We start from the raw sequence: 12240 nt of genomic DNA, 5'->3' as shown, positions 1-12240 counted from the left end.
ACGATGATTGTATTCTAATTAAAGATAATATAATCGGGGATAACGTGGAACATGAGTATGCTAATCGTTAAAAAAAGTGATGCGCCCGACATTGACTGGCAGGCGCTGGCTGCCCTGTTACGCCGCGCCAGGTTGGGTGACAGAGACGCGGTTAAATTAAAACAGGCGTATCAAAACAGCCAATTTTATTGGCTTGGCTATGCCGATAACCAAATAATCGCCACGGCGCGCGCCATCAGCGATTTTACCTACGCATCCTACCTGGCGGACGTGGCGATATCGCCCGAATATCAGGGCCGGGGGTATGGCAATCTATTAATGAACGAGATTATGGCGACGTTATCCCAATATGGGAAAACCTTTATCTATTCGGTGCCGGATAAAATCGGCTTCTATAAAAAGTATGGCTATCATATTCTGGCGACCGGCATGGTCTATGCCAACCCGCAGGAAATAGAACGGCTCAGAGGCGTTGGCTATCTTGCCGATTAAGCTGGCAAACTGACTAAAAATACCGTTATTAAACGAAATTCATTACGAAAGCACATATAGGGAGCCGTCATTTTCTATCCAGTTATGCATATTTTCATTAACATGATAGTTTCCCTCATGATGCATAAACTTCAGTTTATTTTTCATATTTAATTCCACAACGCCTTGTCCGGTCCAGGAATCGACGATCGCCCCTTTGGGGAAAGTATCGTTTGCGGGGAAAACCACATAGTTATGACTGAGTTTATGGTTGCTGACGATGCTGAAATCAGTCAAACCTAAACCATATCGTAAGTGCAGCCCGACTTCGAGAGCCTGCATATCACAATTGGAAAATCCCTGTTCGCGGCATTTTTGCAGACAATCCGTGAGCTGTTCCGGCGACATTTCAATTGCGCCGCGCAGTTCATCGCTGGCGGTGCGGTAGATATATTGTTGTTGCAACGTCGCCAGTTGTTTTAGCGTTTCTGTCGGGTAAGCCCGCTTGGCCGCCTGTGTATATTGCTCGGCTCTGCGCATTGTCATCAGAGTGTTGGCATCCAGTCGGTGGGCATGGTTTATTCGATCCATCGCAGTTTGGTAGCCGGTGGTCGATAACCGGGTTCTATTAGCTATTTGCTGTGTTAGTTCACTGATTTGCTCGGATAACCCCAAACATTGAGAACCGGAGGCCGTTGCTCGTATATTCGAAGATGAACCGGTGGCGGATGGGGAATTTCCATAGGAATACGCCCATGAGGCGTTTGCTGAATAGCCGGGTATCTTATCCATATTAAATTTTTTCCATAATATACGTCTCTGTTATGTATGCAGTAAGTAAGAGCCAAGTGGAGTAAGTTCCCTTTTTAAAGGTTCCCGCAGCTTAAAATCCTGAACAATCTTAACGAAACTATTACGGTTAAAACATGGAAGTCGCCAACATAGTTGACGATAATAGCTCCAGTCACTTTTCTTTCCCGCCTTGCGGGAGAGGCATCCGCCTTTAACTACAATTAAGATTTTCATGACAAAGCCATCGCGTTCCCGAGTGTTGAAACTCCTGTTACTTGTCGTATTAGTGTTGATTATCGCCGGTGTGGTCTGGCGCCTGTGGCCGCACGGACAGAGCGAGATGGGGCGGGCGGGCGGACCAGGCCGTCCGGGGATGATGATGGGCGGCGCAAGCACGCTGGTTCACGCCGGAAGCGCCACCCAGGCTGATGTGCCGGTCTATCTCAACGCGCTGGGTACGGTGACGCCGAACGCCACGGTAACGGTGACCAGTCGTGTCGATGGCCAGTTAATGAAAGTCTATTTCACCGAAGGGCAGAAGGTCGAAGCCGGCCAGTTGCTGGCGCAGATCGATCCGCGCAGCTATCAGGCGACGCTGGCGCAGTATCAGGCTGAACTCAGTGAAAATCAGGCGCTGCTGAAAAGCGCGCAGCTGACCCTGGATCGTTATAAAAAACTCTTCGCCCAGGATTCGCTCTCCCGCCAGGATCTGGATACGCAGATCGCCACCGTCGGGCAGTACAGCGGAGCGATCAAAGCCGATGAGGCGCAGATCGCCGCCGCGAAGCTGAATATCGAATATGCGCGCATCACCGCGCCGATTAGCGGCCGCGTCGGCCTGCGGCTGGTGGATGCGGGCAATATGGTGACCAGCAGCGATACCACCGGCATCGTCACCATCACGCAGACCCAACCCGTTGCGGTGACCTTCAGCGTGCCGCAAAGCAATATCCCGGTATTGCTGAAAGCGCTGCATAACGGGCAGAGCATGCCGGTAACCGCCTTTGATCAGGATAACAAAACGGTGTTGGCGGAAGGCAAAGCGCAATTCATCAGCAACAGCATTGATACCAGCACCGGCACCGTGCAGTTAAAAGCCCTGTTCGATAATGAGGATGAGGCGCTGTATGCCAATCAGTTCGTCAACGTTCGTCTGCAAATCGGCACGTTGTCCCAGGCGACGGTGATCCCGTCTCAGGCGTTGCAGCTTAGCAGCGACGGCAGCTTTGTTTTCGTGATTAATAAAGACGATACCGTGACGCGCAAAGTGGTGAAAACCGGACCGAGCTTCGGCGACGATCGGCAGTCTATTCTTTCCGGCGTAGAACCGGGGGATCGCGTGGTGACGGAAGGCATCGATCGCCTGACCAACGGCAGTAAAATCAGCATCGTGACGGCGGAGCCGGCGCAGACCGCCGCCGCCGGTGGGAGCGCGCAGGCTCAATGAATCCGTCACGAATCTTTATTGAGCGCCCGGTCGCCACCATCTTACTGATGGTGGGGGTGCTGATCTCCGGGATCTTCGCCTATCGCGCGCTTTCGACCTCGGCGCTGCCGCAGGTCGATTATCCCACCATTCAGGTCACCACTCTGTATCCCGGCGCCAGCCCGGACGTGATGGCGTCATCCGTGACCGGGCCGCTGGAGCGGCAGCTCGGTCAGATGGCGGGGCTAAGCCAGATGACCTCCAACAGTTCCAGCGGTTCGTCGCTGATTACCCTCAAATTTTCGCTCGATCTGTCGCTCGACGTGGCGGAGCAGGAAGTTCAGGCGGCGATCAATGCCGCCGACAGCCTGCTGCCCAGCGATTTGCCCAATCCACCGACCTATAAGAAGGTCAATCCGGCGGATAGCGCGGTGATCACCCTGGCCGCCAGTTCGGATACGCTGCCGCTGATCAAAGTGCAGGATTTGGTGAATACCCGTATCGCGCTCAAGCTGTCGCAGATTTCCGGCGTCGGCATGGTCACGTTGGCGGGCGGTCATCAGCCGGCGATCCGCGTGCAGGTGGATCCGAAAGCGCTGGCGGCGCGGGGATTGACGTTGGAAGATGTCAATACGTTGATTAGCAACAGCAACGTTAATGGCTCGAAGGGCGGTTTTGACGGCAAATACCATTCGGTCACCATTGATGCCAACGATCAGCTGCGCACCGCGCAGGAGTACGGCAATCTGATTCTGACCTATCAGAACGGCGCGGCGCTGCGTTTGCATGATATCGCCCATATCGAAGAGGCGTCGGAAAACAGCTATCAGTCGGCCTGGGCCAACCGCAGTCCGGCGATTGTCATCAGCGTGCAGCGTCAGCCCGGCGCCAACGTTATCTCGGTGGTTGACAACATCAAGGCCCAACTGCCGACGTTGCAGGCGGCGCTGCCGGAAGGCGTGAAAATGGAGATATTGTCCGATCGCACGCAGACCATCCGCGCCTCAATCAGCGATGTACAGTTCGAACTGATGCTGTCGATTGCGCTGGTGATAATGGTCACCTTCCTGTTCCTGCGCAATATCGCCGCCACGCTGATCCCAAGCGTCGCCGTCCCCCTGTCGCTGGTGGGCACCTTCGGCGTGATGTATCTGGCCGATTTCAGCCTCAACAACCTATCGCTGATGGCGCTGACCATCGCCACCGGCTTTGTTATCGATGACGCCATCGTGGTGGTGGAGAATATTTCCCGGCGGCTGGAAGAGGGCGAAACGCCGATGCAGGCGGCGCTGAAAGGTTCGCAGCAGATCGGTTTCACCATCATCTCGCTGACCTTCTCGCTGATCGCCGTGCTGATCCCGCTGTTGTTTATGGGCGATGTGGTCGGCCGGTTGTTCCGTGAATTCGCCATTACGCTGGCGGTGGCGATTTTGGTGTCGATGCTGGTGTCGCTAACCCTGACGCCGATGCTGTGCGCCTATCTGCTGCGCCACATACCGGTGGAAAAGCAGTCGCGCTTTGCGCGCAAGGGCGGCGAGTTTTTCGACAAGCTGGTTCATGGCTACGATCGCCTGCTGACGGTGGTGCTTAACCATCAGAAATTGACGCTGCTGGTGGCGTTGGGGACATTCGTGCTGACGGCGCTGCTCTATCTGGTAATCCCCAAAGGCTTTTTCCCCACCCAGGATACCGGCTTGATCCAGGGCATCAGCGTGGCGTCGCAGGATGTCTCTTTTGGTGAAATGGCCAAGCGGCAGCAGGCGCTGGCGGACGTGATTTTGCAGAACCCGGCGGTAGAGAGCGTTTCCTCCACCATCGGCATCGATGGCAACAACACCAGCCTGAACAGCGGCCGTCTGCAAATTAATCTCAAATCCTTCGATGAGCGAGACGTGCGCGCCGACGCCGTGATCGCCGAACTGAAACAGGCGGTGCGCAGCGTGCCGGGCATTGAGCTTTATATGCAGTCCGCGCAGGATCTGACGGTGAACGATCAGGTTACGCCAAGCCAGTATCAGTTCACGCTGGATGACTCCGACAGCGAAAATCTGGTGAAGTGGTCGCCGGCCCTGGTATCGGCGTTGGCAAAACGGCCTGAATTCAGCGAAGTGGTCAGTAACCTGCAGGATCAGGGGCAGGTCTCCTATGTGGAGATGGATCGCGACAAGGCCGCGCGCTACGGCATCACCGCGTCAGATATCGATACCGCGCTGTACAACGCCTTCGGCCAACGCCTGGTGTCGACCATTTTCACCCAGTCGAACCAATATCGCGTGGTGCTGGAAGTGGCGCCGAGTTATCAGCAATCGCCGGCGTCGTTCGATGATGTCTGGCTGACCAGCACCACATCGTCCGACAGCGGCACTTCTTCGTCATCGGCGTCATCTTCATCTTCATCGTCATCCTCATCGTCTTCGACCGCCGCGACGGCCGGCATGGTGAAACTGACGTCAATCGCCACCATTCATCAGCGCACCGGCTCGCTGATGCATATGCGGCTGAACCAGTTCCCGGCGGTAACGGTGTCGTTCAACCTGAATGACGGCTATTCGCTGGAAGACGCGCAGCAGGCGATCGCCGACGTCAGTCAGCAACTGGCGCTGCCGTCGAGCATTACGCTGCGTTACCAGGGGGAAGCATCGGCGTTCCAGAGCGCCAACAGCAATACGCTGTGGCTGATTCTGGCGGCGCTGCTCACCATGTATGTGGTGCTCGGCATCCTGTACGAAAGTTTTATTCATCCGGTCACCATCCTGTCGACGTTGCCGTCGGCGGCGGTAGGCGCGCTGTTGATTCTGCTGCTGGCGGGCACTGAATTCAGCCTGATTGCGCTGATTGGGGTGATTCTGCTGATCGGCATCGTCAAGAAGAACGCCATTATGATGATCGACTTTGCGCTTGAGGCCGAGAACCGGCAACATCTTAGCCCGCGCGAATCGATCCATCAGGCCTGTTTGCTGCGTTTCAGGCCGATCCTGATGACCACCATGGCGGCGCTGCTCGGCGCGTTGCCGCTGATGCTGGCGTCCGGCTCCGGCGCGGAACTGCGCCAGCCGCTCGGGCTGGTGATCGTCGGCGGCCTGATTGTCAGCCAGGTGCTGACGCTGTTCTCCACGCCGGTGATTTACCTGTGGTTCGACGGTCTGGCGCAGCGCGGCAAACGCTACATGCATAACGCCCGGCAGCAGTCCCGGGGCGGAGAATAAGCCATGGTACGGCTGTTTATCTTCCGTCCGGTCGCCACACTGCTGCTGACGCTGTCGATCCTGCTGCTTGGCATGCTGGGGTATCGTTTACTGCCGGTGGCGCCGCTGCCGCAGGTGGATTTCCCCACCATTATGGTGACCGGCTCGCTGGCCGGCGCCAGCCCGGAAACCATGGCTGCCACGGTGGCGACGCCGCTGGAGCGGGCGCTGGGGCAGATCGCCGGTATTACCGAAATGACCTCCAGCAGTTCGTCCGGCAGCACCAACATCATTTTACAGTTTGAATTGAACCGCGATATCAACGGCGCGGCGCGCGACGTTCAGGCGGCGATCAATGCCGCCCGCAGCATGCTGCCCAGCAGCATGACGACGCTGCCCACCTACCGCAAGGCCAACCCTTCCGACGCGCCGATCGTTATGCTGGCGCTCACCTCCGCGACGCGTCCGCCCGGCGAACTCTATGACCTGGCGGACAGCAAGATCGACCAGAAGATCGCCCAGGTGCAGGGAGTCGGGGAAGTGTCGCTTATGGGCAGCGCGCTGCCGGCGGTGCGTATCGATCTCCAGCCGCAAAAGCTGACCCATTTCGGCATATCGCTGGATACGGTGCGCGCGGCCATCGCCGATAACACCACCAATCTGCCGAAAGGCATCCTGAACGGCGTCAGCCAGTCGTGGATGGTGGACGGCAACGGCCAGTTGGGCAAGGCGGCGCAGTACCGCAATCTGATCGTCAGCTATCAGGACGGGCGCGCGATTCGCTTGAGCGACGTGGCGACGGTGTACGACGCGATCGAAGACAAATACAAGGCCGGTTACTACAACCAGGTGCCGGCGGTGATGATTGGCGTGACGCGCCAGGCGGGCGCCAACATGCTGCAGACCATTGATGCGGTCAAGGCGCTGCTGCCGGAACTGCAGAAGGATCTGCCGGCGGATACGCAGTTGAAGCTGGTGGTGGACCGCTCCACTACCGTACGCGCCTCGCTGTACGATACCGAAGAGACGCTGCTGATCGCCGTGCTGTTGGTGATCGCCGTGGTGTTTGTGTTCCTGCGCAACGTGCAGGCGGTGATTATTCCGGCGTTGGCGCTGCCGGTATCGCTGATCGGTACCTGCGCGGTGATGTACCTGCTGGACTATAGCCTCGACAACCTGTCGCTGATGGCGCTGATCATCGCCACCGGTTTCGTGGTGGATGACGCCATCGTGGTGCTGGAAAACATCACCCGCTATATCGAAGCGGGGCTTAGCCCGGTGCGGGCGTCGCTGAAAGGGGCGCGCGAGGTCAGTTCCACCGTGCTGTCCATGACCTTGTCGCTGGTGGCGGTATTTATCCCGATCCTGCTGATGGGCAGCGTGGTGGGGCGGTTGTTCCGCGAATTTGCGGTGACGCTGACGGTGTCGCTTCTGATCTCGATGCTGGTGTCGCTGACCCTGACGCCGATGCTCTGTTCGCGGCTGCTGAAACGCAAACCGGCGGTGACGCGGCGTCCGCATCCGTTTTACCAGTGGATCGAAAATCAGCTCAGCGCACTGCTGGCGGCCTACGCCCGCGGGCTGGCGTGGGTGATGCAGCATCAGCGCCTGACGCTGTTCAGCCTGCTGCTCACCGTGGCGCTCAACATCTTCCTTTATACCGTGGTGCAGAAGGGGTTCTTCCCCACGCAGGATACCGGGCTGCTGATGGGCATGGTGCGCGCCGACCAGAACATCTCATTCCAGGCGATGAAGCCCAAGATGGAGCAGGCCGCCAAACTGATCTCCGCGGATCCGGACGTGGCCGGGGTGATGGCGTCGATGGGCAGCGGCGCGTTCGGCTCGCGCAACAGCGCCAACTTTTTCGTGCAACTGAAAGACTTTAATGAGCGCAGCGCGACGGCGAGCGAAATCGCCAACCGCCTGACCGCCAAGGCGCAACGCCTCGCCGGCATGCAGCTGTTCCTGATGGCGGCGCAGGATTTGCGCGTCGGCGGACGCAGCGCCAACGCCAGCTACCAGTACACCCTGCAGGCGGACGATCTCGATACCCTGCGCATCTGGACGCCGAAGGTGCAGGCGGCGCTGGCGCAGATCCCGCAGTTGACCAGCGTGGATTCCGACGCGCAGAGCGGCGGGCAGGAAGTGATGATCAATATCGACCGCGACAAGGCCACGCGGATGGGGGTGAACGTCAATATGCTTGATACCCTGTTGAACAACGCGTTCAGCCAGCGCAAGATAGCCACCCTGTACCACACGCTCAACCAGTATCATGTGGTGATGTCGCTGGACGACAGCTTTACCAGCAACCCGGACACGCTCAAAGATCTGTTGGTGGTCAACGACGACGGCGAGCAAGTGCCGCTCTCCGCCTTCGTCACCTTCAGCAGCGACACCGCGCCGCTGTCGGTGGCGCATCAGGGGCAGTCCGCCGCCAGCACCGTCGCCTTCAATCTACAGGACGGCGTTTCGCTGGAGCAGGCGCAGGCGCTGATTAAAAACGCCATGGCGCAGATCGGCCTGCCGACCGACGTGCAGGGCGGATACAGCGGCACCGCCCGCGAATTCGGCGAACTGACCGCCTCCATGCCGTGGCTGATTCTGGCGGCGCTGGCGGCGGTCTACATCGTGCTGGGGATGCTGTATGAAAGCTATATCCATCCGTTGACCATTTTGTCGACGTTGCCGTCGGCCGGCGTCGGGGCGCTGCTGTTGCTGCTGCTGACCAACACGCAACTGACGGTGATCGCGCTGATTGGCATCCTGCTGCTGATCGGCATCGTGAAAAAGAACGCCATTATGATGATCGACTTTGCGCTGATGGCCGAACGCCAGCAGGGCATGTCGCCGCAGCAGGCGATCACGCAAGCCTGTCTGATGCGCTTTCGCCCGATTATGATGACCACGCTGGCGGCCTTTTTCGGCGCGTTGCCGTTGGCATTAGGCAGCGGCGGCGATGCCGACCTGCGCAGCCCGCTCGGCCTGGCGATTGCCGGCGGCTTGGCGCTTAGCCAGCTGCTTACGCTGTTCACCACGCCGGTGGTGTACCTCTATCTTGATCGCGCCAGCCGCGCCACTCGTCGTCAGTGGCAGCGTTTGCGCCATGTTGAATGATCCCTATGAAACTGAAAACTATCGCATTGAGTCCGCTTTTCCTCGCACTGTTGCTCTGCGGCTGCGCCGTAGGGCCAGACTATCAGCGCCCGGCCCCGACCAGCGTGCCGTTGCAGTATAAGGAAGCGAGCGGTTGGCGGCAGGCCGCGCCGCAGGATCAAGCCGGAAAAGGCGAATGGTGGGCGGTTTACCATGACGACACGCTGTCGTCGCTGCTCAGCCAGGTCAGTATCTCGAACCAAAACGTGGCGCAGTATGAAGCGCAATACCGTCAGGCCAAAGCGCTGGCGGCGGAATCGCGTTCTGATCTGTTCCCGACGGTCGGCGCCACCGGTTCCGGCACCCGCAGCGGCAGCAATAGCAGCAGCGGCGCCAGCCAGCGCACCGTCGGCAACAGTTTCTCGGCGCAGGCCAGCGCCAGTTGGGAGTTGGATCTGTGGGGCAAGTTGCGCCGTACGCTGGAAGAGAACAAAGCCAACGCGCAGGCCAGCCAGGCGGAACTGGCGAACATCACGCTGAGCGCTCAGTCGGAGCTGGCGCAAGACTATTTCCAACTGCGCATCATGGATCAGCAGATCGCCCTGTATCAGCAGAGCGTGCAGGCTTATGAACGTTATCTGCAGGTGATCGACAACAAATATCAGGCGGGGGCGGAGTCGCGCAGCACGCTGGCGCAGGCGCAACTGCAGTTGGAGAGCGCCAGAGCCTCGGCGTTGGATTATGTCTGGCAGCGCGCGCAACTGGAACACGCGATTGCGCTGCTGCTCGGCAAAACGCCGGCGGAGTTCAGTTTGGCCGCCGCGCCGCTGGCCGCAACTATGCCGGCGATCCCAAACGCGCTGCCTTCCGAACTACTACAGCGCCGGCCGGATATCGCCTATGCCGAACGCAATGTGGCGGCGGCGAATGCGGCGGTGGGGGTGGCGATCGCCGGTTACTATCCCGATCTGACGCTGAGCGCCAGCGGCGGCTTCACCAGTTCCGCGCTGCATAATCTTATTTCGCTGCCGAATCGCGTCTGGTCGCTCGGCCCGGAACTGAGCGGCACGCTGCTGGATTTCGGCGCCACCTCGGCGCAGGTGGAGCAGGCGCGCGCCGCCTATGACGCCAGCGTCGCCAGCTATCGTCAGGCGGTGCTGCAGGGCTTTACCGAGGTGGAAAACTATCTGGTTCAACTGAATACCCTGCAGGATGAGCTGGCCGCGCAGCAGCGCGCCGCCGCCGCCGCGCAGGATTCGGCCCGCGTGACGCGCAACCAGTATGAAGCGGGGATGATCGACTACCTTGATGTCGCCACCACTGAAAACGCCAGCCTGAGCCAGCAGCAAAGCCTGCTGTCGCTGCAAAGCACGCAGTGGGTGGCCAGCGTCGAACTGATCGCCGCGCTGGGCGGCGGCTGGGACGCCGACACGCTGGCGCCGTAGCGGTTTTTCCGAGTAGCGACGACGACTGCCGGCGGCTCGCCGGCACTCTCCCGCCTGCGGGCATCACTCCCTTCCTGCCATTCCCTGTGGCCCCAACCCTGTCATTCCCTGCGGCCCCAACCCTTGTCATTCCCTGTGGTCTCCACCCCGTCATTCCCGCGGTAGTAGGCGGGAATCTGCCGCTGAAACCGTGAATAGCCATTGATTGATGCCCGCCTGCGCGGGCATGACAGTGGATAACCGGGTGGATAAAAGCGTCTTGACTGCAAATGATTATCACCCTATCTGCGGCAGTAGGCGGGGATCCGCTTCCGCCGCCGTCGCGCGTTGGGTCTTTCACGGATCCGTTTGGAAATGAGCGAACCAAGCGATAAGCGCCCGGTTTAGGCTGTTGATAAATCTTCTGGTTCTAACCCCACCCCGGCTCCCCCTTGTCAAGGGCTGTCTCTTAGTCACATTTTTATGCGGGCGCAGAGACCGTTTCGTGCGCCACAATGCTGCCATTTCTATGCCATGTCGTAGCACGCGCCCGACATAGGGGGCTCAAACGCCAGCCCCCTATGAACCCCGGCTTGCGGCTAAATTATGTCGCTGCGCGATGCCTTCGTCGGTATCAGGCTTAACGGACCGCTTGGACACGTTCCATACGTGGCGCAAGCTTTCGCCGCGTCCGTGCGGCTCATCCTAAGCCTGCTATATCCTCAGCATAATTTCTTACGCCGGATAACGGCAAACCCCGTCATAGCCCCTACATTTGTGACTAAGAGACAGTCTCAGGGGAGGGGGCAAATCCGGCGGTATCTCCTTCCCCTGACAAGGGGGAGGCGGGTGGGGGTTGCTTTGCTGACGGCGCTCACGCCTGACGTTTATCTTCGGTGTTGGTATCGAAGTCGCTGGCGGCGTGGCGCTCATGTAATTGCTCATTGAGCGGGCCATGGGTGCGATTAACGATGCGTCCGCGTTTGACCGCCGGACGGCTGCCGATCTCGTTCGCCCAGCGCAGCACGTTTTTATAGCTGCCGGCATCAAGGAATTCCGCCGCGTTGTAGGCGTTGCCCAAAACCAGGTTGCCGTACCACGGCCAGATAGCCATATCCGCAATGGTGTACTCGTCGCCCGCCACGTATCTGCCGCGCGCCAGTTGTTTATCCAGCACATCCAGTTGGCGTTTGGCCTCCATGGCGAAGCGGTTGATGGCGTACTCGATTTTTACCGGCGCGTAGTTATAAAAATGGCCGAAACCGCCGCCAAGGTACGGTGCGGAACCCTGCAACCAGAACAGCCAGTTCAGCGTTTCGGTGCGCCCGGCGGGATCTTTCGGCAGGAAGCGGCCGAACTTCTCCGCCAGATAGAGCAGGATATTGCCGGATTCAAACACGCGGATCGGCGGCGTGCTGGAGTGGTCGCGCAGCGCCGGAATTTTTGAATTAGGGTTAACGTCGACAAAACCGCTGGAGAACTGATCGCCTTCGCCAATGCGAATCAGCCAGGCATCGTACTCCGCGCCGGTGATGCCAAGCGCCAGCAACTCTTCGAGCATTATCGTCACTTTCTGGCCGTTGGGCGTGCCCAGCGAGTAGAGCTGGAGCGGGTGCGTACCGACAGGAAGCGCTTTCTCATGCGTCGGGCCTGAAATCGGGCGGTTGATGTTGGCGAACGCGCCTTCGTTATTTTGCTTCCACTCCCATACTTTCGGCGGTTGATAGCTGCTCTCTGACATGATGCCCTGCCTTGTTGGTTGTTGATGTATTCAGGCAGTTTAGCAGGCGCTGGCGAATGCGTTTAACAATACAAAGCATAATCTTTAACATCGCAAAGCATAATG

At 58.8% G+C, this 12240-nt stretch carries 7 protein-coding genes; 5 read left to right on the top strand and 2 right to left on the bottom strand.

The window, feature by feature from the left end:
• The first annotated feature begins 57 nt into the window (after positions 1-57).
• Positions 58-492, top strand: a complete 435-nt coding sequence (locus ACN28R_RS14180) for a GNAT family N-acetyltransferase (RefSeq protein ID WP_236840140.1) — start codon at positions 58-60, stop codon at positions 490-492.
• A gap of 42 nt (positions 493-534) precedes the next feature.
• On the opposite strand, the gene ACN28R_RS14175 is transcribed toward ACN28R_RS14180, so the two are convergent.
• Positions 535-1017 carry a hypothetical protein gene (locus ACN28R_RS14175; RefSeq protein ID WP_220701759.1) on the bottom strand — a complete coding sequence of 161 codons (483 nt, stop codon included), beginning with the start codon at positions 1015-1017 and terminating at the stop codon, positions 535-537.
• Positions 1018-1495: 478 nt separating this feature from the next.
• Here ACN28R_RS14175 and ACN28R_RS14170 point away from each other — a divergent pair, with 478 nt between their 5' ends.
• The 4 genes from ACN28R_RS14170 to ACN28R_RS14155 are packed head-to-tail and all read left to right on the top strand — an operon-like array spanning position 1496 to position 10415.
• Positions 1496-2710: an MdtA/MuxA family multidrug efflux RND transporter periplasmic adaptor subunit gene (locus ACN28R_RS14170; RefSeq protein ID WP_095834742.1), complete on the top strand. Its 1215-nt coding sequence runs from the start codon at positions 1496-1498 to the stop codon at positions 2708-2710.
• Positions 2707-5895, top strand: coding sequence for a multidrug efflux RND transporter permease subunit (locus tag ACN28R_RS14165; protein ID WP_095834741.1), 3189 nt, complete (start codon positions 2707-2709; stop codon positions 5893-5895). Before ACN28R_RS14170 ends, ACN28R_RS14165 begins: the two co-directional genes overlap by 4 nt.
• 3 nt (positions 5896-5898) lie before the next feature.
• Positions 5899-8991: an efflux RND transporter permease subunit gene (locus tag ACN28R_RS14160; RefSeq protein WP_095834740.1), complete on the top strand. Its 3093-nt coding sequence runs from the start codon at positions 5899-5901 to the stop codon at positions 8989-8991.
• A gap of 5 nt (positions 8992-8996) precedes the next feature.
• Entirely contained in the window at positions 8997-10415 is a 1419-nt protein-coding gene (locus ACN28R_RS14155; protein WP_183096781.1) for an efflux transporter outer membrane subunit, read from the top strand.
• An 853-nt stretch (positions 10416-11268) separates the two neighbouring features.
• Here ACN28R_RS14155 and yghU read toward each other — a convergent pair.
• Positions 11269-12135 (bottom strand): glutathione-dependent disulfide-bond oxidoreductase, encoded by an 867-nt coding sequence (gene yghU, locus ACN28R_RS14150; protein ID WP_095834739.1) that lies wholly within the window; start codon positions 12133-12135, stop codon positions 11269-11271.
• Positions 12136-12240 lie beyond the last annotated feature (105 nt).

This window comes from Brenneria goodwinii (assembly GCF_002291445.1).
GTDB classification, from domain to species: domain Bacteria; phylum Pseudomonadota; class Gammaproteobacteria; order Enterobacterales; family Enterobacteriaceae; genus Brenneria; species Brenneria goodwinii.
This window is presented reverse-complemented; position numbering and strand designations above follow the sequence as displayed.

Excerpts from the sequence above, each read along its gene's own strand:
- ACN28R_RS14180 (WP_236840140.1), top strand. The coding sequence starts at position 58 with ATGCTAATCGTTAAAAAAAGTGATGCGCCCGACATTGACTGGCAGGCG.
- ACN28R_RS14175 (WP_220701759.1), bottom strand. The coding sequence starts at position 1,017 with ATGACAATGCGCAGAGCCGAGCAATATACACAGGCGGCCAAGCGGGCT.
- ACN28R_RS14170 (WP_095834742.1), top strand. The coding sequence starts at position 1,496 with ATGACAAAGCCATCGCGTTCCCGAGTGTTGAAACTCCTGTTACTTGTC.
- ACN28R_RS14165 (WP_095834741.1), top strand. The coding sequence starts at position 2,707 with ATGAATCCGTCACGAATCTTTATTGAGCGCCCGGTCGCCACCATCTTA.
- ACN28R_RS14160 (WP_095834740.1), top strand. The coding sequence starts at position 5,899 with ATGGTACGGCTGTTTATCTTCCGTCCGGTCGCCACACTGCTGCTGACG.
- ACN28R_RS14155 (WP_183096781.1), top strand. The coding sequence starts at position 8,997 with ATGAAACTGAAAACTATCGCATTGAGTCCGCTTTTCCTCGCACTGTTG.
- yghU (WP_095834739.1), bottom strand. The coding sequence starts at position 12,135 with ATGTCAGAGAGCAGCTATCAACCGCCGAAAGTATGGGAGTGGAAGCAA.